Genomic DNA, 25,368 nt, shown 5'->3' with positions numbered 1-25,368 from the left:
TGGCTAGAGAAAAACGATGCGGATTGTAACAGCGAACGAGCTACAGCACTGGCTCAACGGCGGTCAAGTACTGGAGAAAGATGCCCGTGGGCCTAAGGTCGTTCGCCTGGAAGACGGACGTTTTCTTAAGATATTCCGTAGCAAACGCCCGCTGTTGGCACGCTGGCGCCCCGAAGCGCAACGTTTTGCCAGCAATGCTCAAGCACTGCAAACGCGAGGCGTCGCCACTCCAGAGCTCCTCGAATGCTTATGGATTGAGCCCGCCAAGGGAGTGAGCGCCTGCCTATACCGCCCCCTGGCAGGCACACCATTGGAGGACTTATTCAAGCAGCAGCGCGCAAAATTCGACACTCTCCTACCGGACTTTGCTACCTACATTCATCAACTGCACCGGAACGGCATCTATTTTCGCTCCCTGCACCTAGGTAACGTGCTAAGCCTACCTGAAGGCGACTTCGGGCTGATCGACTTCCTCGATCTGCGCCTGAAACGCTGCCCACTGAGCAGAAGTCTTGTCAAACGCAACTTCGCTCATTTACAGAGTTATCTGAAGCGTCGACGTATCGAAAGTTTCCCTCTGGAAAAACTACTTGCCAGCTATGAGCAAGCAAGTAACCGATCGAGCTCATCGTAGCCGATCTTAGGAACGATACTTCCTGGCAAGCGACTACCGGCAGAAAGGTTGTATACCTTAAAATGTGGCCCCACAACCCGTTCGGACATTAGCTGGAAGCACGGCAGGATATAATCCTCGTAATCACCATCCAGTCGACTAGGCACCGCGTCGCTGCCCTGCTCGTAGAAACGTCCCGCACCGGAGCTCAGATCCAAGCCAACCATAAAGACCCGGCTAAAACCCAAATGATGTGCAAGCTGCACACCTGCATAAGGCACAGTGCGATTACTGAAATAGCCCTTTCCCAAATTACGGCTAAAACCGATACGGTTGGGTTTCTGCCGAAATAAAGAAAACTGGCACTCAATATCAATATCTTTGCGCGCCAGCCAAGCAAAACGCCGATCACCTAAAGCGACCTTATCCTCTGCACTCCGGTTGACACGCTGAAAGTGATAGACACTGCGCCCATCTAAGGCATGCGGCTCACGCTCAAGCAAGCTATCAATCACCCGGGGACTCAATGCTAAATTCTGCGCAACTGCCAAGGCCTCCAATAGTAAGGGTAAGCGGTTGCGTACAAAGCTACTGTCATCGCACAGGTAGAAATAGGGCGCGACTCCAGCTTCGGTAAACAGACGAATAGAGCCGTTAACCGCCATCATAGGCAAATGGGCATAACGCTGTAATGGGAACTCCCTAGCGGAGGGCCCAGATGCCACGATAAATAAATCCCCCTTGCACGAGTCACGCAGCTCGGTCAGATTCCGCACACTCATTGACGCCATCCTTCTCAATACGCTCCCTTGGATATTCTCGAGTTGCCAATACCAGACTGAGTGCAATCGGCAACCAGGTGATCAACCAATCGGCATTTGGCTTGAACCACAGACCAATACCATCGGTCAGCAAAGCAACAGTGGAAAAAGTCCACAGACCTAGCAAGGCAAACCCTAGCGATGACTCACGGTTTCGCCATGCACGCCACGCGACACTGATCCATAGTGCCAGGAATAATCCCAGTCCGATTACCCCCCAACGAATCCCCGTATCGATATATATATTATGCGGATGTTCGAAGGTACGCCCCATTGACTCAACAAGAATGCCGTACTCATTGAAGCCAAGGCCAAATGGCCAATGCTCGGCAAATATAGCCAAGCCCTTCTGCCATAACTCTGGGCGGTAGGAAAATCCGCGCTGAGTTACGAATTCTGGCATAACCACCACAATCAAAAGTGAACCCAAGATGCCGCACCCGAGGGTAATCAATCCCCAACGTGACGGCCGCCCTAGGACACACACCACCAGTGTCGCCAGTAGCGCGAGCCACACACCACGGGTTTGCCCAAGAAATAAGAACAGCGCCAATCCCGCCCCCACCAGTGCATAGATGGCCCAGCGCCATCCACCCTTGGTACGCAGGCTCAGCAGGCAGCCGAGTACGGATAAGGCCCCCACCGCATGAGCCGCCATGATAATGGTATCCCATAGCCCCACGGCAACGACGCGCCTAGCGCCAAGGTGGCCAAAGAGTAGATCAGCGTGAATAACTGACCATAAAGCGAAAGGCCCCGCTATCAGAGCAGCCATACGCAACTGCCATTCGGTTGGATAATTGCGCTGCTGTGCGGCAAGCAGTATCCCCAACATCGTCAACAGAACATAGAAAGGCAGCTTGGCATCACCCAATCCCTGCCCGTGACTCTGTACGAGCGTCACCAAAAGTGTCCAACCGGCCAGAAGAGTAAACAAAAACATCTCCGGCTGCGGCAACAAACGTCGAAACCCGGCATATCCCACTGCCAGCAGGCCCGGCAACCATAGCAAGAAGATTAGCCCCTGATGGTAAAGCTTGTTGCTGGGCAATACCCAAGGAGCACACAACAGGACCAGCACGCCTATCAGCGCCCAGTTAGTTAGATACTGAAAACTTGGGAGAAGCCTTTTCACGTCAAGCTTCTCGAAAGCATCAGCATACGCTGCGCCACCCGTTTTAATTGAGCCGCGTCGGCATCGCGCCAACCACCTTTAATGCAATACTCTGCAGCCAGATAACGCAGAAAACCCTCGCGAACCTGAGGCTCCAGCGACCACCGGGGAAAACGCTTGGCCAGATCTAGCATCTCACGATCCGACTCAGCATGTTCCACCAAACCAGGGATGTTGAAAAATGCCTGCCCCAGTGTCATTACTGGCTTACCCAATAACAAGCCTTCGAGACCAACAGTTGAATTAATTGTCACAACAAAATCACTGTTTTGGATCAATTCTTGAGTCGGATTTCCGTTAGCGAACAACAGACGGTCATGTGCTTGTGCATGCAACTCTGGGTAACGCTCACGACTCGACGGATGCTCCTTGAAAACCACAGTAAGGCCACACTCATCAGCTAGGCGCTTGCCCAGTGCAAAAAGTTGGCGCATGTCTGCAATCCAGGGAGAAAACAGCCGTATCTGAGTATCACGATCATCCTGGAATGGAATAAACACATAATGTTCCGGCAAACTTATTGGCTGGAGGTTTTTATTGCGCGATGGCCTTGGTATCAATTCCAGGCTCGCTTCATTGGCACCCTCGGGGGCTCGGTAAACACGATAAAAAGCAGAGTCACGAGGCACCGAGTTTCGGTAATTGACCCCCTTGGCATCCAGCGTCGTGGTATCTGGAAGCAAGCCATTCTCAAAGAAAAAGGTTCCACAATCAGCAGGCCGCAAGGCCAGAAGCAACTGACAATAACGGTGCGAACCATTCCACATGACAAGATTCGCTGGCCTCTCACGACGAAGAAGAGCATCGACTCGCAGCGCCATCCACGCAAGTTCCAAGCGCAGCAATAATCGGTAAATAAGTCCCTCATATTTGCGTTTTACCCGCCGTTCCTGACACTTTTCCTCAATAAGTGCCGACCAGTCTAGACGTGCAATGACTGCAGGCAGCCGCCATAATCTCGGCAACGGCATCTGCCCCGGCAAAAGAACCTTGCCCGACAGCTCGGTCTCGTCAAGCAGACGCTTAAAGTAAAGATTTTGATGCTTGGCCAGGGCCAAAAATAAAAACTGCGTCATTCGTCAATCCAGCTATAAGTTGAGCCTACTGTCGGGCTTGAGCACGCACATCCTGGGCGATCTGTATAAACATCTGACGCGCACGTGCCGCACTGTCCGAGACAAAACGACGTACCGCTTGCTTTTCCTGTGCACTGAAATCAATTCGATGCGCAGATGCGAACGCCGAAGCATAGTCACTGAAAATCCGCCCGCTCAATCCACACTGATCAAGCAGTCCCTCGATTTTGTGCGTATTGGAAGCGATGGCAAAGAAAGGAGTCTCACTCAGTAGGCAAAGCGTCACACAGTGAAAGCGCCCAGTAATAACGCCACGGCTGACAGCAAGGCGCTGCAAAAACTGTTCAGACGTTGCAAACGAATACCGCCAGCGCATGGCCTTTATTTGTCGCACAGGCAAATCTCGCCCGAATTCCTCCATGCGCCTAGCCTTGTAGCGGGCACGCCAAGCCTTGAAGAGGCTGCGCAAACTACGCCAAAAATACCCTGTAAAGCCTTTGCCCCACTGAACTTGCGGCATACTCTGAATGCTCAGGTACTGCAAGGCGCCGTCGGCATCCCGATAAAGACGCCAGGCTTCTTGGGTACGTTCCTCGTAGAAACTGCCATTGACCAACAATCCTTCGCGCTGCTGCGCAGGCGGGGGAACCGCACTCAAGGTCAGATCAGGCACTACTTCGCTCGCTAATCCAGAACGCGCAAGCTCCGCTTGACTATGATGGTCACGCAGGTAGATCGCACTGAAGCTTCGCGCAGCCTCGACCATTTCCATCGAATTGCGCTGCCAAACACTGTTGATCAGGAAGCACGGCACATTTCGCTCTCGGCAAAACGGAGCAAGCTCTACCAAAATTCGCGCGGCCTTAGCGTCATCGTGAATGGTGCCTTCTCCATTGATCAGGCACAGATCCACCTTGGCTATTTCTCGTTTCAGGGCCTCATCACGGCGCCAGTCATGGCGCATGGGGCATGCCTTGACGATGCGGATACCCGCCTGCTGCGCCAGAGCGTAAATCTGCCTGACCACAATTTGGCAACCATGATGCTTGTTATGGGACGTATCGTTAAACAGGATTGCTGTCAGCATCTGTAGCTACTCAATTGTCGAAGACAGACTCTGGGCACTGCCAGACAGCGACTGCCCCTCTAGCAGCGAAACCAATGTATCTAGATTACTAGCCAAGCCGGCACAACCGTTGGCCAAGTGATATTCCGCAAAGCCCTGGCACTGCTTCAAAGCATCAGCATAATCGCTCTCAACTCCAATGACGCGCGCCTGAAGGGCATTAACGGAAGTAACGCAAGCGCCAAAAAAACGCTCCTGGGCGAAAATATCCTGATCGCCACTGGCATTAACATAAATCACTGGACGCCGAGCCAATGCTGCCTCGATAACAGCATTGGACATGATGTTGATCACCAAAGATGCCTGGTCGAGGGCTTCGGCTAGGTTGCAGTCTTGGGTCAGAACAGTGAGTTGAGGCAATTCACCTGCTGCCTGCACCCAAAACGGCACACGACTGCGCGGGTGCGCCTTGACCAACACCCGGTACTCAGGATGTTGACGCGCCCAATCCAGAAGTAGCTGGTAAGTGGCCTGATAGCCCGTTTCCTTCTCTTTATCCGGCCCAACTCCGAGTATCAGCATGGTACGCAAGGCTGGGTCGGCTGGAGGCAGGTCATAGGTGTTATCGATCATATGCGAACCAGCCAGAACGGCCATGGACGAGCCAAAGCGTAGCGACCTCGCCTGTAGCGCCTCCAGCGAGCTACGCCCGAATAGAAAGTAATAGTCGTAGTCGTTCATACCCAGTCGGCGCGAGCCTTCCACTGTAGTGGCATGAGCGAGGTGCACGAGCAAACTCTGGCGGGCGTTGAGAGCCAGGCGCAAGAAAGGAGAATAGAGACTGCCGTTGCGATCATTGAGCAGTATCCGCGGCTGATAGCACTCAACCAGCCATTGTGCATGCGCTGCATAAGCGAAGTAGCGAGTAGGAAGCGGGTACGGCGGCAGGCAGAGCATGCGCTCACGTAGCATATCGCCTGGCTCCGGCAAGGCGGTTTCCACCAGGCTGTAACCTCGAGCCACCAACGCCTCTTTGAGTAAGCGCTTACGCTGTAAGGGAATAACCTTGGCCATTGACTGTAGCAGCAGGAAATCACAGCGCTGGCCTTGCAGCGCATCGGCCAGATGCCTTCTCGCCCGGAAACCGAACCACCAATCGACAATGGCCTCGCGGGCAAACCGCGCAGCGCTGGCAAGCAGCCCATGACGCTCGCGCAGCACCAGCCAGCGGTAGCGATCAAGTGCACGGGCCTTCGCCTTCCAAGGGTTGCTCATTGGCGCCATGCCCCGCCCAACGTCGCGGACAACGCTTGAAAATGCGCCGCCGCCGCCTGATCCGAAAAATGCTCCTGCAGACGCGCCTGCATCGCCTTGGACACAGCGTCCCTGGATGGAGCTTGCAGCAACTCGCGAGCCAGTCCATCGGCATCGCCCAGTGGGAATACCTGACCCACCCCCGCGATCACCTCACGCCCGCCGCCACAGTCCGTGCATATCACCGGCACTCCAGCCGCCATCGCCTCCAGCAACACCATACCGAACGGTTCATGATCGGAGGTCAGAGCAAACACATCAAACGCCTTGAAGTAACGCCGGGCGCTCGCAACCTGCCCAAGAAAGCGCACGGCGTCGCTGACGCCCAACTCTGCCGCCAGAGCCTTGAGCTGAGCATCCAGACGACCGCTACCCATGATCACCAGCAAGCTTCCGTCAGGTAACTGCGGTAAAGCCTGGGCGAAGCCGCGAATCAATGTGGCCTGATCCTTGTCCGGATGAAGACGCCCTACATTACCCACCACCCAGGCGTCCTGCGGCAGGCCAAGGTGCTCACGGGCCGCCTCGCGCGACACCTGTTCAGCCTGCACCGCCTCAACATCAATACGGTTATAGAGCGTTTCAATACGCTCAGGCGGCCAGCCAGACAAATCCCGACGTATCTCGTCACGTACTGCGTTGGAGACGCCGAGCAGCAGCAAGCGGTGGCGGAAGCGGTTGACGAACAGGCGTCGGCCAAGCCGTGAATAGACGCCGAAGGCATGATGCACAGCGACCACCGGCAGGTTGCCGCCCAGCAAGGCAACATAAATTGGCTTGAAACGATGCGCGATACACAGGGAGAAGTCGCGCGAAGCGGCGATGCGGCGGAAATCGCGAATCGCCGCCAGTTTCAGACCACGCACCTGCGCACTGGAGTAATCGAGGAAGATCACCTCATCGGAAGCCGAGCCGCGCTCGACCTCCGCCGAAGGCGCACCCGTCAGGTAGACGGTGCAGACTTTGTAGGGTGTGCCCTTGAACAGCACCGCGTACTGCCGCGCACAATCTAAAAAAGGGCCGTCATAACCATGGCAGAGCTGCAGAACCCAGCGCTGGGCCGGGACACCGCCCTGCTCAGACGCCGTCATACCAATCCTTGCCATCCTTGACCACGAGCACGTCTTCCATGATCAGGTACTGCAGATCCGAACCGTAGAACATGTTCAGCGCATCGGTCGGCGAACAGATCATCGGTTCGCCGCGGCGGTTGAGCGAGGTGTTCAGCGACACGCCATTGCCCGTCAGCTTCTCCAGCTCCAGCATCAGGTCGTACCAGCGCGGGTTGTACTGACGTTCCAGCACCTGCGCACGCGAGGTGCCGTCCTCGTGCACCACCTCGCCAACGCGCTCCTTCCACTCTTCGTTGACTTCGAAGGTGAAGGTCATGAACGGGCTCGGGTGGTCAACCTTGAGCATCTTCGCCGCCACGGTGTCGAGCATCGACGGGCAGAAGGGTCTCCAGCGCTCGCGGAACTTGATCTGTTCGTTGATGCGGTCAGCCACGCCCGGCACGCTCGGGCAACCGATGATCGAACGGCCGCCGAGGGCGCGCGGGCCGAACTCCATACGGCCCTGGAACCAGGCCACCGGGTTGCCATCGACCATGATCCGGGCGATGCGCTCGGGGGTGTTTTCGATGCGTTTGAACACCGGCTTGTTCGGGTGCTTGGCGCAGGCGGCGATGACGTCTTCGTTGGAGTAGGACGGGCCGAGGTAAACGTGCTCCATCTTCTCCACCGGCACGCCACGCTGGTTCGACACGTAGGCGGCAGCGCCGACAGCCGTACCGGCATCGCCAGAGGCCGGTTGCACGAACAGCTCCTTGACGTCATCGCGGGCGATGATCTTCTGGTTCAGTTTGACGTTCAGCGCACAACCGCCGGCGAAGGCGATCTTGCCGGTCTCACGCAGGATGTCGCCCAGGTAGTACTCCATCATCTGCAGCGCCAGCTTCTCGAACAGCGCTTGCATGCTGGCCGCGTAATGGATGTACGGATCGTCGGCGATGTCGCCTTCGCGTTTCGGGCCGAGCCACTCGATCAGCTTGGGCGAGAAGTAGTAACCCTTGCCCTTTTCCTTGTAGCGACGGAAACCGATGACGTTGGCGTACTCGGTGTTGATGATCAGCTCACCGTTCTCGAACTTGGCCAGACGCGAGAAATCGTACTTGCTGGCGTCGCCGTAGGGCGCCATGCCCATGACCTTGAACTCGCCATCGAGCATCTCGAAACCGAGGAACTCGGTGATCGCACCATACAGGCCGCCGAGCGAATCCGGATCGTAGAACTCCTTGATCTTGTGGATCTTGCCGTTTTCGCCGTAGCCGAAGAAGGTGGTGGCGTACTCGCCCTTGCCGTCGATGCCAAGGATCGCGGTTTTTTCCTTGAAGCCCGAGCAGTGATAGGCACTGGAGGCGTGTGCCAGATGGTGCTCGACCGGTTCGATCTTGACCTTCTTCAGGTCGAAGCCGAGCTGCACCAGGCACCATTCGATGCGCTTTTTATAGCGCTTGTAACGGCGGTTGCCGAACAGGATGGCGTCCAGCGCGCGGTCCGGTGCGTAGGCGTAGCGCTTGGCGTACTGCCAGCGGGCCTTCTCGAAGATGCTGATGGGCGCGAAGGGAATGGCCACCACGTCAACGTCGGACGGTTTGATGCCCGCCTGCTCCAGGCAGAACTTGGCTGACTCGTAAGGCATGCGGTTCTTCGCGTGCTTATCGCGCACGAAGCGCTCCTCTTCCACCGCCGCGATCAGCTTGCCGTCGATATACAAGGCAGCGGAAGGGTCGTGACTGAGGGCGCCGGACAGGCCGAGAATGGTCAATGCCACAGGTGTAAGCCTCTAATTCGGGCAGGTGCCGGGCACCTGCGGTAAGCGTTGGTCGAGCAACTGGTGCAGAGCGGAATCCGCTGGCCAGTTGCGCAGAAAACGGGCGCGGTCGCGGGCATAGGCCTTGGCGAAACTACGCGCATTGCGATGCTGCCTCATGGCGTCGAGGTCGATCAGCGACCAGGCGCCCTGCGCGTCATCCCAGAACAGGTTGGTGCCCTTGAAATCGCCATGACTGATGCGCTCACGCAGCAGCGCTGCGAACAGTCGCTCCAGAGCCAGCAGCTCGTTCTGCGGCACAGCGGCCTGTTGGTAACCCGCAAAACGCGTAAGTATATCCTGACCGCCACAATAGTCAGTAATCAGGTAGGCGCGGCTACGCAACCAGCAACAGCGCCGTTCCAGCACAGCCAGCGGCGTCGGCGTGGCAATCCCCAGCAATTGCAAGCGATTGCCCTCGCGCCAGCTATGCCAGGCGCGGCTCGGCCGCCAGCAGCGCTTGAGCCAATGCATCAGGTTCTTGATGTTGTAGCGTTTGACCACCAGGGTGCGCCCGGCCACCTCGACCTGAGCCACCGTCGCACTGCCGCCCTGTTTCAGCGAACGCCCGGCAGCGAGTCGGGAATCGGGATCAGCCAACAGCTCGGCCAGCTCAGCGGCACGCTCGCGGCGCACGACCCGCAGCAGGCTCGCGCCACGCTGTGCAGCAAACAGCGTGCAATCGCGAGCGATTTTCTTCATGTAATCGCGCAGACGCCAACGGCGCACCTTGAGCACTTCAGCCTGGAGCCTTTCCAGCGGCAGAGCATGCTCGCCATTGACCAGCAGATAGTGGATTAGCAGCTCTTCGAGATAAGGCTCAAGCTCTGCTGGCAACTGGGCGAAAAACACTCCGAGGTTTTCCAGCACGCGCTCACGGGACAACGGCTGCCCCGCACTTTCGACGCAAACGCCGCCGCCATCGATCAGATACAGGTGACCGTCATGGCGCAGCAGATTGTCCAAATGCAGATCGCTCTGCCATAGCCCCTGCGCATGCATCTGCGCGATGGCCGCCAGTGCTTGCCCCAAAACGGCCTGCTGGCCCTCACTGAGCAGAGCCTCGCCAGCTCGCGCGCACCAGGCCTGCCATAAACTCTCGGCACCTTGCAGGTAATCGAACAGCAGCCAACCGCCCTGCCCCTCGGTAAACCCCTGAGCCAGCAATTCAGGCGTGAGCAAAGCATGAGAGGCCAGCAGTTGAGCGCCCTCCAGCTCGCGCTGATAGTGGCGCTGCGCCTTGTCACCGACCAGCAATTTGGCCAGCACAGCACGCCCCTGCCACTGCGCCAAAGCGACATAACGCTGCCCCGGCAGCACACGCAGCCACTGCTGTAGCTGCAGGCTCTGACCATCTAGGTCAAGCGTCAGCGGCAGCTCCGGGTTACGCCCGGCCTGCGTCAACTCAGCCAAGCGCATTAACGCGCCTCCTTGTGCCGACGCCGTGAATCGAGCTGCTGCCACCAGCTTTCGACCCCTTGCTCAGCCCCAAGGTAGGCCGCCAACAGACGGCGAACATCAGCCTCCTGCCAGACCGTCGCACGGCGCAGCAGTGGCTCAAGATCCTTGACCCGGTCGCGCTGTCCGAACAGTAATGGACGCGTTTTCTCCAGATCGATCAGTTGCCCTTCGAATCCAGGCCCCTGCTCACGCAGGAAGATGTGCTTAGGGTAAAAGCAGCCATGGATCTGCCCCGCCTCGTGCAGGCGCCGCGCCAGCTCGCCGCAAGCCCACAGAATGGCCGCCTGCTGAACAGCATCCAAACTCGTCCAATGACTCAACCAGTGCTCAAGATCTTGCCAGCCATCGAGCGCACGCGTGAGCAGCACCGCTCGCCGCTCACCGGGCAAGCGGCGCTCGGCGAAGAAAGCGGCCTGAAGCGCCGGGATACCGAGCTCGGTGTAACGGCAAATATTGCGAAATTCACGGGCAAAGGTGGGCTCACCAAACGGATGCAGCAAGGTGCGCGTCAGGTGGTTGCTCTGGCGTTTGAGGTAAAAGGCGCGCTCGCCCAGCTCCAGGCGATAGACACTGCTCCAACCGCCGCGCTCGGTATTAGGCTCATCCACGGCCTGCAGTTGCAGCGCCCATAGCGCGTCGAAGCTGGCCAAACCGTGAGCCTCGAGCAGCGCCAGGTCGCTAGCTGCAATGAAATCGTTCATTCCCTGCCCTCGAAAAACTTCAGCACCCGCCGAATTCGTCGCTTGTCACTGTCATTGAGGCGGTCGCGGCCGCGATACTGCAGGTAGAAGCGCAAGCGCTGGGCGCGCGAAAGCACCTGCTTGGCCACTTTATCCAGACAAGCCAGATCCTTGACGATCCGATAGCGCAGCAGCGGCCCCCACCAGAAACTTCCAGTCGGGCAGTCGATAAAAAACAACTCACCGCGCTCATTGACCAGCAGATTGCGCCACTTCAAATCGTTATGAGTAAAGTGGTGGTCATGCAAGGTACGCGTGCTGCGCGCCAACTGTGCACTGATATTACGCACCCAGATCGGATCACCCAGACGCTGATCGCCCACGCGCGCCAGCTCGGCTAGATCGCGAGTTTGCTCCAGCTCACGAGTAATCAACGCACCACGAGCGAAAGACCCGGCACGCCGCTCCAAACCATAGGCAACCAATGGCGCAGTCGGCACGCCCCACTTGGCGAACAACTTGAGATTCTGCCACTCGGCTTTAACCCGCGGGCGCCCCAGGTAACGCCGCAGCCCCTTGCCAGCCCCCCAGTAGCGCTTGACGTAATAACGCACGCCCTCGCGTTCGATCAGAATGACCTCTGACAGCGGGTCACGCGTCAGCCGCTTGCCTTCAATGGCGAACACCGACTGCAGCGAGCCAAACTCCTCAGCCAGTGGCCCCACCAGCCCCGCGTTCAAGCGCCATACACTCACTGTGGCGGCCTCGCATACTTGCGCTCGAAACGCTGCAACAGGCGTTCAGCCTTACGCTCCAGCCAGGCGAGCAAGCCCGCCTCTTCGCGCAATATCTGACGCAAGGGGCGCTGGAAGTAGGTGCGCAGGAAACGCAGTTTGTCGCGCCGGGTAAGGCCGATGCCTAGCGCCGAAAAGTACAGACCAGCCAGATCCTTATTGCGCCAGCGGGTCGGCACGCGCTCACGGACTTGAGCACGGTGCAGGTCGATCACCGACAGGCGCAAGTCGCTGGCTTGGATCGGCCGATCACTGTGCAGCAGGAAGTGACAGATGTAGCAATCGCGATGATTAACCCCGGCTCGGTGCATGCCGCCAGTCATCTGCGCCACCCGCTCGATCAGCGCCCGCTTGAGCGCCGGTTTAGGAGGTTGCTCGGCCCAGTTGAGGCTGAGCTGTTCCAGATCGACGGTCGGCGCCAGTTCCTCGGTGACGATGAACGAGTGTTGGCGTGCGGGATTGGCACCGCGCTCACCGTAGGCCACGGCGGTCATGGTCGGCACGCCCGCCTCGGTCAGACGCTGAATCGCCCGCCACTCCTGACCGGCGCCCAGCACCGGCGCCTTGGCCGTCAGCAGGTTCTTGGCGATTTCACCCCAGCCAATGCCACGGTGGATCTTGACGAAATAGCCACGTCCGTCGACTTCCGTGCGCAGGGTGCGGCGCCCTTCTAGCTCGCGATAGACCTGGCCCTGCAGCGCCTCGACAGCCTCGAAGGCATCACGGTTCGCCCACAGACTTTTGAAGGGTTCAGCGAGGATCAGCTTCACGCGTGCTTCTCCGCGAGAATCACGTCGGCGGCCTTTTTCGGCATCGAGTACAGATCAGCGCTGTCGGCGTAAGCCAGGCCATTACGCCCCCAGAACGCACGGCGCTCGGGGTCGGCGAGCATATCGGCGAGCATGCGATTGAGCTGCTCCTGCTCGAAGGGGCTGGGCACGACACGGCCGCAATCGGCATCGGCGATGTAATGCGCGTAGCCGCAGACATCAGTGACCAGCACCGGCAAGCCGGACACCAGCGCCTCCAGCAGCACAGTGCCGGTGTTCTCGTTGTAGGCCGGATGGATCAGCAGGTCAGCGCCGAGCAGAAAACGCGGAATATCGCTGCGCCCCTTGAGGATCTGCACCTGATCGGACAGGCCCAGTGCCTTGATCTGCAGCAGGAAGGGCTTGGGATCGTCCTGGCCAATGGCGATCAGGCACGTGCGCTTGCGCAATTCACGCGGCAACGAGGCCAGTGCCTTGAGGCTGCGATCCAGGCCCTTGGTCTTGAAACCGGAGCCGATCTGCACCAGCAGCAGGTCATCCTCGGCCAGCTTGAATTCACGGCGAAACTCGGCGCGAATCTCGGCGGCATTGGCCGGCGCGCGGCGGTCAAAGGCGATGCCCGGCGGCAACAGGTGGAAACGCTGCAGCGGGGTTTTGTAATGCTTGATGAACAGCGGCTGCTGCACCTCGGAGATCATCAGAATCTCGGTCTTCGACTCCGGTGCGAAAACCGCGCGCTCGTACTCGGCGAAGTGCTTGTAGCGACCCCAGCGCCGGTAGATGGGGTTGCGCAGGGTCTGCGCCTTGTCCTCGAAGCAGCCGTCAGCAGCGTAGTAGACGTCGAGGCCCGGCATCTTGTTGAAGCCGATGACCCGGTCGACCGGGTCGCGCTTCAGATCGGCCTGCAGCCAGGCAGTGAATTTTTCGTTGCGACGGTGATTGAACAGCGCCCGCACTGGCGCCACACGCACATCGAAACCTGCGGGGTTTTCCCCTTCCCAGATCGGCGTGTAGACGCGGATGGCATGGCCACGCGCCTGACACTCCAGGGCGATACGCATGAAATCACGCTGCAACCCGCCGAACGGGAAATATTTGTAGAGAACGAAGGCCAGTTGCATAGCCGCTCCTTAAAGGGTGCCGGGAGGCGCCAGCAGCAGCGCCTCCAGTTCCAGGCCGACGCGCTCGGCGCCGAGGCCATCGAAGCAGGGCTTGTCACGGTCACCGTTGCCAGCGTTCGGGCCGCTTGCACACAGGTGAATCTGGCTACGGCCGTAGGCGCCCACCTTGCCGGGCAGGGTCGGGCCGTAGAGGGAAATATTCGGTACATCCAGCGCGGCAGCCAGATGACCAAGGCCGGTGTCGACGGAAACGCAGGCTCTGGCACCAGCGATGACCTTGGCCACGCCAGCCAGATTCAACTTGGGCAGCACAGCGGCATGCATCAGGCCAGCCGCGATGCGTTCGGCGCGCGCCTTCTCCGCCTCGTTGCCCCAGGGCAGGCGCACAGCCCAACCCAGTTCGTCCATGCGCTCGGCCAGGGCGCGCCAATCGGCTTCTGGCCAGTGCTTGCTGGCCCAGGTGGTGCCGTGCAGGAACACCAGGTAGGGCTGCGCCGAGGCATCCATCATCGCCGCACGATTCAGCCCGTAGTCACCCGCACCGGCCGACAAGGGATAGTCCAGCGCCTTGGCGAACAACTGGCGCACACGCTCAAGTGCGTGCTGATCCTTGGGCACCGCGTAGCGACGATCGTAGAAACGGCTGGCCAGCGGCTCACGCGCCGAATCGCGATCCAGCCCGGCCACCGGCGCCGACACATAGCGCGTCAGCCAGGCGCTTTTGAGCAGCCCCTGAGCGTCAATCACCAGGTCGTAGCGGGTTTCACGCAGACGTTTTTTGAAGCGCGCCCACTCGCCACTGCGCCAGGTGCGCAGCGGATGCTTGCGCCAACGGCGGATGGCCACCGGGATCACCTGGGACACCGCCGGATGCCAGGCGGGAATCTCGGCGAAGCCTTCTTCGACCACCCAATCGAAGCGAATACCGGGAATCGCACGGGCTGCGTCGGTCAATGCCGGCAGGGTATGCACCACATCGCCAAGCGACGAGGTCTTGATAATCAGAACCCGCAAGATCAGTCGCCCTCGACCAGAACCAGAGCATCACCGACCAGGCGTTCCAACGCCTCGATTACCGGGCGCGGCTTGAGCTCACGCAGGCAGTTGTAATGGCCGTAACGACAGGTGCGCTCGAAGCAGGGGCTGCACTCCAAGCCCAAGCGAACGATTTCAACACGATCGGCCAAAGGCGGCGTGAACTGCGGCGAGGTGGAACCGTAAACCGCCACCAGCGGACGATTCAGCGCCGCCGCGACATGCATCAGACCGGAATCGTTGGACACCACCGCCGTGGCTGCCGACATCAGGTCGATAGCCTCGGCCAGGCTGGTTTGCCCGGATAGGTTGCTGACTTCCTCACGCAGCCCAGGAATCAGGCGTAGGCGAATGTCTTCGCCACCGGCATGGTCGTTCTTCGAGCCGAACAGCCAGACCTGCCAACCCTCGCGAATCTTGACCTCGGCGACCTTGGCATAGTGCTCGGCCGGCCAGCGCTTGGCCTCGCCGAACTCCGCGCCCGGACAAAGCGCCAGTACCGGACGATCAAGCTGCAAGCCGAACTTGGCCAGGGCAGCGTCGCGGCTGGACTCATCGATCTGCAAGCGCGGCTGTGGATAAGGCTGCGCCAACAGGGCACCGGGCTCATAAGCCAGCGCCATGAAACGCTCGATCATCAGCGGGTAACGCCCTTTATCCAACGTGCGGATATCGTTGAGCAAGCCATAGCGCATTTCGCCTTTCCAGCCAGTGCGCTTGGGAATACCGGCAAACCAGGGCACCAGCGCGGACTTGAGCGAGTTAGGCAGCAAGATGGCTTGGTCATACTGACCCGCCAGCGACTTGCCGATACGTCGACGAGCACCCAGGTCGAGCACACCATGACCCAGCGGCAGACTCAGCGCTGCGCGCACCTCAGGCATGCGTTCGAGCAACGGGCGGCTCCAGTCCGGCGCCAGCACGTCGATCTCACAGCCAGGATGGCGCTGTTTCAAGCACTGGAACAGCGTCTGCGCCATCACCATGTCGCCTACCCAGCTCGGCCCAACGATCAGTATTTTCATCAAGGACAGCCTCAAGCGCCAAGCCACGAGCTGCAAGCCAAAGCAGCTCGGGCCACTTGAAGCTTGCAGCTTGTGGCTGCGACTTATTTAACCAGCGTACGCCATTCAGCGTGACCACTGGTTTTACCGGTCACCAGGTCGAAATAGGCTTTCTGCAATTTCTCGGTGACCGGGCCACGACGACCGGCGCCGATCTTGCGGCCATCGACCTCACGAATCGGCGTAACTTCAGCGGCAGTGCCGGTGAAGAAGGCTTCGTCGGCGATGTACACCTCGTCACGGGTGATGCGCTTCTCGACCACTTTGATGCCGTGCTCGGCAGCCAGAGTGAGAACAGTGCTACGCGTGATGCCGTTGAGGCAGGACGTCACTTCCGGGGTGTACACCACGCCGTCTTTGACCAGGAAGATGTTCTCGCCGGAGCCTTCGGCCACGTAGCCTTCCGGGTCCAGCAGCATGGCCTCGTCGGCGCCGCCAGAGATGGCTTCCTGCAGGGCCAGCATCGAGTTGATGTAGTTACCGTTGGCCTTAGCGCGGGTCATGGCGATATTGACGTGGTGGCGAGTGTAGGAGCTGGTACGCACCTTGATGCCGGCCTCCAGCGCCTCTTCGCCCATATAGGCACCCCAGTGCCAGGCGGCGACGATCACGTGCACCTTCAGACCGGCGGCGCGCAGGCCCATGCCTTCGCTGCCGAAGAACACCATCGGGCGCAGGTAGGCGCTTTCCAGGCCGTTTTCACGGACGGCGGCGCGCTGTGCTTCGTTGATCTCTTCCTTGGTGTAGGGGATCTGCATATTGAAGATATGCGCGGAGTCGAACAGGCGGTCGGTGTGCGCCTGCAGACGGAAGATCGCGGTGCCGTCCGGGGTGTTGTAGGCACGTACGCCTTCGAAAACGCCCATGCCGTAGTGCAGGGTATGGGTCAGTACATGGGTGTTGGCCTCGCGCCACGGCACCAGTTTACCGTCGTACCAGATCACGCCATCACGGTCGGACATCGACATCTTGCCTGCTCCTCAATTCGCTTCGCGGTTCGATCTTGCTTGGGGCTGAGCCCCTTTCATTCAACCCAGTTGCAGTTTTCGCCATAGGCGCATGACCGCACGGCGCTCGTCCTGAAACTGATCACCCGGCACCACCCCAGGCTGCTTCTGCAGTGCCTGACGGTGCGCCGCCGAGCGATAAATCTTGTACACCTCACGCAGCAGGCCCGCATCCTCGGCCGTCATCAAACCGACCCGCTCCAGACCTTCCAGAATGCGGATGTTATCGGTGAATTCAAGCAGTTGCGGATGTTGCCACGACCAGGCCAGGGCCGCGTATTGCACCATAAATTCAATATCGACGATACCACCGGCATCCTGCTTCAGATCGAAGGAGGACGCGGCATCAAAGGCGTTCGCCCCGGTACCGGCAACGGTTGCGCGCGTGCCGAGGTTGTCGCGCATCTTCGCCCGCATATCGCTGACTTCAACGCGCAGCGCCTCGATGTCACGTTGGCGCCCCAGCACTTCGGCGCGCACACGGGCAAATTCCCCGGCCAGACGCTGGCAGCCGACCAGCACCCGCGCGCGCACCAAAGCCTGATGCTCCCAGGTCCAGGCCTCGTTCTCCTGATAGCGCTGGAAGGCGCCGAGCGAGCTGACGAGCAAACCGGCCGCGCCCGATGGTCGCAGGCGCATGTCCACTTCATAAAGGGCGCCGGAAGTTGTCTGAGCCGTCAGCAGGTGAATGATGCGCTGCCCCAGGCGGGTGAAGAATTGTGCGCCATCGATCGGCTTGGGCCCATCGGTTTCGGCCTGCGGGTCACCGTCATGAATAAAGACCAAATCCAGGTCCGAGCCATGGCCAAATTCCAAACCCCCGACCTTGCCGTAACCGACAATAATGAAATCCGGGTCACAGGGTGTACCGTCGGCACGCAGCGGGCGTCCATGACGCTGCACCGTATGCTGCCAGGCCAGTGCCAGCACCTGATCGAGAATCGCCTCGGCCAGCCAGGTGAGATAGTCCGAGACCTTCATCAACGGCAATGTACCGGCGATCTCCGAAGCTGCCACGCGCAGGCTGTGCGCCAGCTTGAAATGCCGCAGCGCCTCCATCTGCTGCTCCAGATCTTCTTCTGGAATGCGGATCAAGCGCTCACGCAATTCAGCCGCCAGTTCCGGCGCCAACGGCGGCGAATAGAGGCGCCCTTCATTAAGCAGTTCGTCGAGCAGTAGCGGGTAACGGGCAATTTGCTCGGCAATCCAGGGGCTGGCAGCGCAGAGCGTGATCAGTCGCTCCAACGCGCCCGGGTTCTCGCTCAGCAGCACCAGATAGGCCGAACGCCGCGCCACCTTCTCCACCAATGGCAGCACACGCTCCAACACCAGATCAGGCTTGCCATGCTCGACCGTCTGCGCCAGCAGGCGCGGAATGAAAGCATCCAACCGCTCGCGCCCCAGACGCTGCATGGCGCGCACTTGCGGGCCATTACGCAAATCCAGCAAGCGCCGGTAAGCCACCGAAGCCTCGGCAAAACCGGCCTCCAGCAACTGCTGCAACGCTGCTTCCTCATCCAGCGCGCCCTGCCACAAGGGCAGCCACTCGGCGCCAGCACCGGCCTCCCCGACCTGCTCATCATCCTCGTCAGGGTCAGCAATCACCTGCTGGAAGTGCCACTCGATACGCCCACGCCAGTACATCAAGCGCTCATGGAAGCTCGCCCAGTCGGCAAAACCCATGATCGCCGCCACGCGCGCCTGATCCTGCGCGTCGGCCGGCAACATCTGTGTCTGCCGGTCGCCGATGCCTTGCAGGGCGTGCTCGGTGTAACGGAGGAATTCGTAGCCCTCCTTCATCTCGGCGACCACGGCGGGCGGCAGGTAGCCCTGCCCTTCCAGAGTGGTCAGCACCTTGAGCAGCGGCCGCTGCTGCAGGCTGAGATCACGCCCGCCGTGAATGAGCTGGAAAGCCTGGGCGATGAACTCGATCTCGCGGATGCCGCCCGCCCCGAGCTTGATGTTCTCGCTCATGCCCTTGCGCCGCACTTCCTGCTGGATCAGCAGCTTCATCGCACGTAGCGCCTCGATGGCGGAGAAGTCCAGATAACGGCGATAGACGAAGGGCCTCAGCATCTCCAGCAGCTCGGCACCGGCGGCCTGATCACCGCCGACCACGCGCGCCTTGATCATGGCGTAGCGCTCCCAGTCGCGGCCTTGATCCTGGTAGTACTGCTCCAGCGCATTGAAGCTGAACACCAACGCACCGGATGAGCCATAAGGACGCAGGCGCATGTCGGTGCGAAACACGAAGCCATCGACGGTGATGGCATCCAGCGCCTTGATCAGCCTCTGCCCCAGGCGAATGAAGAACTCCTGGTTGTCCAGCGGGCGCTTCACGCCCTCGGTCTCTCCACCCTCCGGGTAGCCGAAAATCAGGTCGATGTCCGAGGACAGGTTCAGCTCGTGCGCCCCAAGCTTGCCCATGCCGAGGATGACCATGTGCTGGGGCCGACCACTGCGCCGACCAGTCGGCGTACCGAACTGCGCGCAATGACGTGGATAGAGCCAGTGATAGGCCAGATCGATACAGGCATCGGCCAGATCGGACAGATCGCGGCAGGTTTCCGCCAGCACGGCCTGACGGCTGAAGTCGCGCCAGATGATGCGCAGTTGCTGACGATTGCGGAAACGCCGCAGGCAACGCCCCAGCGCGTCTTCATCGGCGCACTCGGCCAGCCGCTCAGACAGTTGCGCACGCAACTCGCCAGGCGCCAGAGGGCGCTCCAACTGGCCAGACTCTGCCAGTTCGATAAACATGCCGGGGTCACGCGCCGCGTGTTCAGCAACGAAGTCGCTGAGCGCCGCCACACGTCGCCAGGCCGCCTGACGCTCGCTCGGCCAGGCACGCCATTGCGCCTGCCACGCGGAATTATCCGCGAGGGCGGCGGCAAGAAACTGCTCGGCACGTTCAAAGATGGATGCAACAGAGGCAGGTAAGTCGAGCAGTACAGGCAGGCTCATGGTCTATCCTTTTGCGGGCCGCCAGCCGCTCGTCGGGATCTCCAAGATCCTGCTGCCGCTTGAAATTCACGGCATGCGGCGTAGCTCAGCGTAGTGTCACTACTAACGAAATGTGCCGGGAGAGCTGAATCTGCCGTCGAAATGTAGTAAAACTACACGCCGACCGGCTCTACCCCCGGTAAATCCAAGAATTCAGCTCGCCCACCCAAAAAGTCGGCGAGACCCACTGGCCTCCGATTCTGGAAGCCTTTCCGCTCTGGAGCAAGCCATGCAAGACCTCGATCCGATCGAAACCCAGGAATGGCTGGACGCACTTGAGTCCGTCCTCGACCACGAGGGTGAAGACCGAGCGCACTATCTGATGACCCGCATGGGCGAGTTAGCCACCCGCAGTGGTGCGCAACTGCCTTATGCGATCACCACTCCGTACCGCAACACCATCCCGGTCACGCACGAAGCGCGTATGCCCGGCGATCTGTTCATGGAGCGCCGCATCCGCTCGCTGGTGCGCTGGAACGCCCTAGCCATGGTGATGCGTACCAACCTGGAAGACCCGGATCTGGGTGGCCACATCTCCAGCTTCGCCTCCTCGGCGACGCTGTACGACATCGGCTTCAACTACTTCTTCCAGGCACCGACCGAAGAACACGGCGGCGACCTGGTGTTCTATCAGGGCCACGCGAGCCCCGGCGTCTACGCCCGCGCCTTCATGGAAGGCCGTCTGAGCGAAGACCAGATGCAGAACTTCCGTCGTGAAGTCGACGGCAAGGGTCTGTCGTCCTACCCGCACCCCTGGCTGATGCCGGACTTCTGGCAGTTCCCGACCGTATCCATGGGTCTGGGGCCGATCCAGGCGATCTACCAGGCACGCTTCATGAAGTACCTGGAAGCGCGCGGCTTCATCCCGGCCGGCAAGCAGAAGGTCTGGTGCTTCATGGGTGACGGCGAGTGCGACGAGCCGGAATCCCTGGGCGCCATCGCCCTGGCCGGCCGCGAGAAGCTGGACAACCTGATCTTCGTCATCAACTGCAACCTGCAGCGCCTCGACGGCCCGGTGCGCGGTAACGGCAAGATCATCCAGGAACTCGAAGGCGTGTTCCGTGGCGGCGGCTGGAACGTCAACAAGGTCGTTTGGGGTCGCTTCTGGGATCCGCTGCTGGCCAAGGACAAGGACGGCGCCTTGCAGCGTCGCATGGACGAAGTGGTTGACGGTGAATACCAGAACTACAAAGCCAAAGACGGCGCCTACGTGCGTGAAAACTTCTTCAACACCCCAGAACTCAAGGAAATGGTCAAAGACCTTTCCGACGACGAGATCTGGAAGCTCAACCGTGGCGGCCACGACCCGTACAAGGTTTACGCAGCCTACCACCAGGCCGTGAACCACAGCGGTCAGCCAACCGTAGTCCTGGCCAAGACCATCAAGGGTTACGGTACCGGCGCCGGTGAAGCGAAGAACACCGCGCACAACACCAAGAAGGTCGATGTCGAGAGCCTGCGCCAGTTCCGCGACCGTTTCGACATCCCGATCAAGGACGAGGAGCTGGAGAACCTGCCCTTCGTACGCCCAGAGCCGGGCAGCGCCGAATACAAGTACCTGCACGAGCGCCGCGCCGCACTGGGTGGTTTCGTACCGCAGCGGCGCGCCAAGAGCTTCAGCATCCCAACCCCGCCGCTGGATACCCTCAAGGCCATCCTCGACGGTTCGGGCGACCGCGAAATCTCCACCACCATGGCCTTCGTGCGTATCCTCGCGCAACTGGTCAAGGACAAGGACATCGGCCAGCGCATCGTCCCGATCATCCCGGACGAAGCCCGTACCTTTGGTATGGAAGGCATGTTCCGCCAGCTCGGCATCTACTCCTCGGTCGGCCAGCTCTACGAGCCAGTGGATAAAGACCAGGTGATGTTCTATCGCGAGGACAAGAAAGGTCAGATACTTGAGGAAGGCATCAACGAAGCCGGTGCCATGAGCTCCTTCATCGCTGCCGGTACGTCGTACTCCTGCCATAACCAGCCGATGCTGCCGTTCTACATCTTCTATTCGATGTTCGGCTTCCAGCGTATTGGCGACCTGGCCTGGGCCGCTGGCGACAGCCGCACCCGTGGTTTCCTGATCGGCGGCACCGCCGGCCGTACCACCCTCAACGGTGAAGGCCTGCAGCACGAAGACGGTCACAGCCACATCATGGCCGCGACCATCCCCAACTGCCGCACCTATGATCCGACCTACGGCTACGAGCTGGCGGTGATCATTCAGGACGGCATGAAGAAGATGACCGAAGAGCAACAGGACGTCTTCTACTACATCACCGTGATGAACGAGTCCTACCAGCAGCCGGCCATGCCGGAAGGCGCGCAGGAAGGCATCATCAAGGGCATGTACCTGCTCGAAGAAGACAAGAAGGAAGCCGCGCACCACGTGCAACTGCTGGGTTCGGGCACCATCCTGCGTGAAGTCCGCGAAGCGGCGAAGATTCTGCGCGACGAGTTCAACATCGCTGCCGATGTGTGGAGCGTCACCAGCTTCAACGAACTGCGCCGCGACGGCCTGGCCATCGAGCGCAGCAACCGCCTGCATCCGGGTCAGAAGCCGCAGCAAACCTACGTCGAGCAGTGCCTGAGCGGTCGTAAGGGCCCAGTCATCGCCTCCACCGACTACATGAAGCTGTTCGCCGAACAGATTCGTCAGTGGGTACCGAGCAAGGAATACAAGGTCCTGGGCACCGACGGCTTCGGCCGCAGTGACAGCCGCAAGCAACTGCGTAACTTCTTCGAAGTCGATCGCAAATGGGTCGTGCTGGCCGCGCTGGAAGCACTGGTCGACCGTGGCGAGATCGAAGCCAAGGTCATGGCCGATGCCATCGCCAAGTTTGGCATCAACCCTGATAAAGCCAACCCGCTGGACTGCTGAGGAGCGTAGCGATGAGTGAACTGATTCGCGTACCCGACCTCGGCGGTGAAGGCGAGGTAATCGAACTGCTGGTCAAGGTCGGCGACCGTGTCGAAGCCGACCAGAGCATCCTGACCCTGGAGTCCGACAAGGCCTCCATGGAGGTGCCCTCGCCCAAGGCCGGCGTCATCAAAGAGCTGAAAGTCAAAATCGGCGACCGCCTGAAAGAAGGCGACGAGCTGCTGGTTCTGGAAGTCGAAGGTGCTGCGCAAGCCGCGCCTGCGCCGAAAGCCGAAGCCGTCCCTGCCGAAGCCCCGCAAGCGGCTGCTCCGGCCGCCGCGCCTGCCGCTGCCGCAACCAGCAGCAGCGTGCAGGACGTGCACGTGCCGGACATCGGCACCGACGGCAAGGTCAAGGTCATCGAAGTGATGGTCAAGGCCGGTGACCGCATCGAAGCCGATCAGTCGCTGATCACCCTGGAGTCCGACAAGGCCTCCATGGAGATCCCCGCACCGGCTGCGGGTGTGGTGGAGTCGGTGCAGGTCAAGCTGGACGATGAAATCGGCACCGGCGACCTGATCCTCAAGCTCAAAGTCGAAGGAGCCGCACCGGCTGCCGCTCCGGCTCAAGCTGCCGCACCGAAGGCAGAAGCTGCGCCAGCAGCGGCACCGACCCCAGCGGCTGCGCCGACAGGCAGCAGCGTGCAGGACGTGCACGTGCCGGACATCGGCACCGACGGCAAGGTCAAGATCATCGAAGTCATGGTCAAGGTCGGTGACACCATCGAAGCCGATCAGTCGCTGATCACCCTGGAGTCCGACAAGGCCTCCATGGAGATCCCAGCGCCGGCTGCCGGTGTGGTGGAAGCCTTGCACGTGCAACTGAACGATGAAGTGGGGACTGGCGACCTGATCCTCAAGCTGAAAGTCGCAGGTGCTGCCCCCGCAGCCGCGGCTCCCAGCCAGGAAGTCCATCGCGTACCGGAAGGCGCCGCGCCGCAAGTGGCCGCAGAAGTACGCGCCATCGCCTCGCTGTCCGCTGCTGCCGCCGACCCGGCCAATGCGCCCAAGCGTGACCGCGCCAAGGTGCATGCTGGCCCGGCCGTGCGTCTGACTGCCCGCGACTTCGGCGTCGATCTGGCGGATATCACCGGCACAGGCCCGAAAGGTCGCATCCTCAAGGAAGACGTGCAGGCCTACGTCAAAGCCATGATGCAGAAAGCCAAGGCGGCACCCGCCGCAGCGGCGGCCACTGCTACTACAGGCGGCGCGGGCATCCCGCCAATCCCGACGGTGGACTTCAGCAAGTTCGGCGAAATCGAAGAAGTACCGATGACCCGCCTGATGCAGGTCGGCGCCGCCAACCTGCACCGTAGCTGGCTCAACGTGCCGCACGTGACTCAGTTCGATTCGGCCGACATCACCGACCTGGAAGCCTTCCGCGTCGCACAGAAGGCCGTAGCCGAGAAGGCTGGCGTCAAACTGACCGTGCTGCCGCTGCTGCTCAAATCCTGCGCACACCTGCTCAAGGAGCTGCCGGACTTCAACAGTTCGCTGGCGCCGAGCGGCAAGGCGATCATCCGCAAGAAGTACGTGCACATCGGCTTCGCCGTCGATACGCCGGACGGCCTGCTGGTGCCGGTGATCAAGAACGTCGATCAGAAGAGCCTGCTGCAACTGGCAGCCGAAGCCGCCGAGCTGGCCGACAAGGCACGCAAGAAGAAGCTTTCGGCTGACGACATGCAGGGCGCCTGCTTCACCATCTCCAGCCTCGGCCACATTGGCGGCACCGGCTTCACGCCGATCGTCAACGCGCCGGAAGTGGCGATCCTCGGTGTCAGCAAGGCGACCATGCAGCCGGTCTGGGACGGCAAGGCCTTCCAGCCCAAGCTGATGCTGCCGCTGTCGCTGTCCTATGATCACCGTGTGATCAACGGCGCTGCTGCTGCGCGCTTCACTCAGCGCCTGTCGCAGGTGCTGGCGGACATCCGCACCATCCTGCTGTAAGTGCCTTGCTGCGCTGACCGGTAGAACAAAAACCCGCCTTCACCGGCGGGTTTTTTATGCCCGCAAAAGGCTCAGCCTTTCTGCAGGTTGCGGATCAGAAAACTCAGGGCCTTAGCCAATTCGGCAGCACCCTCGTGATCACGCACGATGGTCAACAGCGGCTGACCATCGCGAGGGTCGAGCAAGATGCAACGAATACCACCCGGCGGGCACTGGTAGTGAATATAGGGGTCAAGCCCGAAGACCGAGAGGTGGCGGTTGCGCACACTCACCGCCGCAGCCTGGTCCTCACGCACCTCTTCGCGCAAGATCAGCTCGCCTGACGCCCCCGCCCGCAAGCGATACGAAAGATCGCCTCGCTGCGCCTGGCCGACCTGATAAGCAGCGCGCAAAGCATAGGTATCGAGCAGGGCATTGCTATGCGCCAACAAGGCCTGGCGCTCATCAGTCGTCAAGTACAGCCGTTTAAGCTCACTCAGATAGGCCGCCTGCTCATCACCCTGCACACCGTCGGCAGCAGCGACTGCAGAAAAAAACGTGACCAGCAGCGTCAACACCATGAGTTTTCTTGTCAGTAACGATTGCATCATGCACCCTTGCCGAACGCTGTAGTGAAGTAGGCCCGAGCCGGGGCTGGT

At 60.3% G+C, this 25,368-nt stretch carries 20 protein-coding genes; 3 read left to right on the top strand and 17 right to left on the bottom strand.

Annotation, left to right across the window (positions count from 1 at the left end):
- Positions 1–16 precede the first annotated feature (16 nt).
- On the top strand, positions 17–634 hold the full coding sequence (locus tag AERO9A_RS01315; protein ID WP_159970114.1) for a toluene tolerance protein: 618 nt from the start codon (positions 17–19) through the stop codon (positions 632–634).
- On the opposite strand, the gene AERO9A_RS01310 is transcribed toward AERO9A_RS01315, so the two are convergent.
- From AERO9A_RS01310 to glnE, 16 genes are all read right to left on the bottom strand, one after another.
- Positions 598–1,395: a lipopolysaccharide core biosynthesis protein gene (locus AERO9A_RS01310; protein WP_159970113.1), complete on the bottom strand. Its 798-nt coding sequence runs from the start codon at positions 1,393–1,395 to the stop codon at positions 598–600. The two genes, AERO9A_RS01315 and AERO9A_RS01310, sit on opposite strands and share 37 nt — an antisense overlap.
- Positions 1,364–2,569 carry an O-antigen ligase gene (locus AERO9A_RS01305; RefSeq protein ID WP_159970112.1) on the bottom strand — a complete coding sequence of 402 codons (1,206 nt, stop codon included), beginning with the start codon at positions 2,567–2,569 and terminating at the stop codon, positions 1,364–1,366. Before AERO9A_RS01305 ends, AERO9A_RS01310 begins: the two co-directional genes overlap by 32 nt.
- Positions 2,566–3,684, bottom strand: coding sequence for a capsular biosynthesis protein (locus tag AERO9A_RS01300; RefSeq protein WP_159970111.1), 1,119 nt, complete (start codon positions 3,682–3,684; stop codon positions 2,566–2,568). Before AERO9A_RS01300 ends, AERO9A_RS01305 begins: the two co-directional genes overlap by 4 nt.
- A gap of 25 nt (positions 3,685–3,709) precedes the next feature.
- Positions 3,710–4,771 (bottom strand): polysaccharide pyruvyl transferase family protein, encoded by a 1,062-nt coding sequence (locus tag AERO9A_RS01295; RefSeq protein ID WP_159970110.1) that lies wholly within the window; start codon positions 4,769–4,771, stop codon positions 3,710–3,712.
- Positions 4,772–4,777: 6 nt separating this feature from the next.
- The gene (locus AERO9A_RS01290; RefSeq protein WP_256665818.1) at positions 4,778–5,971 is read right to left on the bottom strand and encodes a capsule biosynthesis protein; all 1,194 of its coding nucleotides are present in this window, start codon (positions 5,969–5,971) and stop codon (positions 4,778–4,780) included.
- A 50-nt stretch (positions 5,972–6,021) separates the two neighbouring features.
- Positions 6,022–7,155, bottom strand: coding sequence for a glycosyltransferase (locus AERO9A_RS01285; protein WP_159970108.1), 1,134 nt, complete (start codon positions 7,153–7,155; stop codon positions 6,022–6,024).
- A complete protein-coding gene (locus tag AERO9A_RS01280) occupies positions 7,142–8,896 on the bottom strand; it encodes a carbamoyltransferase (protein ID WP_159970107.1) in 1,755 nt (584 codons plus the stop codon). The genes AERO9A_RS01285 and AERO9A_RS01280 overlap by 14 nt, the downstream gene beginning before the upstream one ends.
- A gap of 12 nt (positions 8,897–8,908) precedes the next feature.
- Positions 8,909–10,354 carry a lipopolysaccharide kinase InaA family protein gene (locus AERO9A_RS01275; RefSeq protein ID WP_159970106.1) on the bottom strand — a complete coding sequence of 482 codons (1,446 nt, stop codon included), beginning with the start codon at positions 10,352–10,354 and terminating at the stop codon, positions 8,909–8,911.
- Positions 10,354–11,097: a lipopolysaccharide kinase InaA family protein gene (locus tag AERO9A_RS01270; protein WP_159970105.1), complete on the bottom strand. Its 744-nt coding sequence runs from the start codon at positions 11,095–11,097 to the stop codon at positions 10,354–10,356. Before AERO9A_RS01270 ends, AERO9A_RS01275 begins: the two co-directional genes overlap by 1 nt.
- Complete coding sequence (locus AERO9A_RS01265) at positions 11,094–11,831, bottom strand: lipopolysaccharide kinase InaA family protein (RefSeq protein ID WP_159970104.1); 738 nt, start codon at positions 11,829–11,831, stop codon at positions 11,094–11,096. The genes AERO9A_RS01270 and AERO9A_RS01265 overlap by 4 nt, the downstream gene beginning before the upstream one ends.
- The gene (gene rfaP, locus AERO9A_RS01260; RefSeq protein ID WP_159970103.1) at positions 11,828–12,640 is read right to left on the bottom strand and encodes a lipopolysaccharide core heptose(I) kinase RfaP; all 813 of its coding nucleotides are present in this window, start codon (positions 12,638–12,640) and stop codon (positions 11,828–11,830) included. Before rfaP ends, AERO9A_RS01265 begins: the two co-directional genes overlap by 4 nt.
- A complete protein-coding gene (locus AERO9A_RS01255; protein WP_159970102.1) occupies positions 12,637–13,761 on the bottom strand; it encodes a glycosyltransferase family 4 protein in 1,125 nt (374 codons plus the stop codon). Before AERO9A_RS01255 ends, rfaP begins: the two co-directional genes overlap by 4 nt.
- A 9-nt stretch (positions 13,762–13,770) precedes the next feature.
- Positions 13,771–14,775: a lipopolysaccharide heptosyltransferase I gene (gene waaC / locus AERO9A_RS01250; RefSeq protein ID WP_159970101.1), complete on the bottom strand. Its 1,005-nt coding sequence runs from the start codon at positions 14,773–14,775 to the stop codon at positions 13,771–13,773.
- Positions 14,776–14,777: 2 nt separating this feature from the next.
- On the bottom strand, positions 14,778–15,821 hold the full coding sequence (gene waaF, locus AERO9A_RS01245; RefSeq protein ID WP_159970100.1) for a lipopolysaccharide heptosyltransferase II: 1,044 nt from the start codon (positions 15,819–15,821) through the stop codon (positions 14,778–14,780).
- 83 nt (positions 15,822–15,904) lie between these two features.
- Positions 15,905–16,828: a branched-chain amino acid transaminase gene (locus AERO9A_RS01240; protein WP_159970099.1), complete on the bottom strand. Its 924-nt coding sequence runs from the start codon at positions 16,826–16,828 to the stop codon at positions 15,905–15,907.
- Between the two features lie 60 nt (positions 16,829–16,888).
- On the bottom strand, positions 16,889–19,831 hold the full coding sequence (glnE, locus tag AERO9A_RS01235; RefSeq protein WP_159970098.1) for a bifunctional [glutamate--ammonia ligase]-adenylyl-L-tyrosine phosphorylase/[glutamate--ammonia-ligase] adenylyltransferase: 2,943 nt from the start codon (positions 19,829–19,831) through the stop codon (positions 16,889–16,891).
- A gap of 268 nt (positions 19,832–20,099) precedes the next feature.
- Here glnE and aceE point away from each other — a divergent pair, with 268 nt between their 5' ends.
- On the top strand, positions 20,100–22,745 hold the full coding sequence (gene aceE / locus AERO9A_RS01230; protein WP_159970097.1) for a pyruvate dehydrogenase (acetyl-transferring), homodimeric type: 2,646 nt from the start codon (positions 20,100–20,102) through the stop codon (positions 22,743–22,745).
- A gap of 11 nt (positions 22,746–22,756) precedes the next feature.
- Positions 22,757–24,730, top strand: coding sequence for a dihydrolipoyllysine-residue acetyltransferase (gene aceF / locus AERO9A_RS01225; protein ID WP_159970096.1), 1,974 nt, complete (start codon positions 22,757–22,759; stop codon positions 24,728–24,730).
- A gap of 71 nt (positions 24,731–24,801) precedes the next feature.
- Here aceF and AERO9A_RS01220 read toward each other — a convergent pair whose 3' ends face one another.
- Positions 24,802–25,290 (bottom strand): hypothetical protein, encoded by a 489-nt coding sequence (locus AERO9A_RS01220; RefSeq protein WP_256665817.1) that lies wholly within the window; start codon positions 25,288–25,290, stop codon positions 24,802–24,804.
- Positions 25,291–25,368: the final 78 nt, after the last annotated feature.

The sequence above is a fragment of the Pseudomonas sp. 8Z genome (assembly GCF_902506535.1).
Classification (GTDB): domain Bacteria; phylum Pseudomonadota; class Gammaproteobacteria; order Pseudomonadales; family Pseudomonadaceae; genus Aquipseudomonas.
The sequence above is the reverse complement of the archived record's forward strand: the minus strand, read 5'-3'. Positions and strand labels throughout refer to the sequence as shown.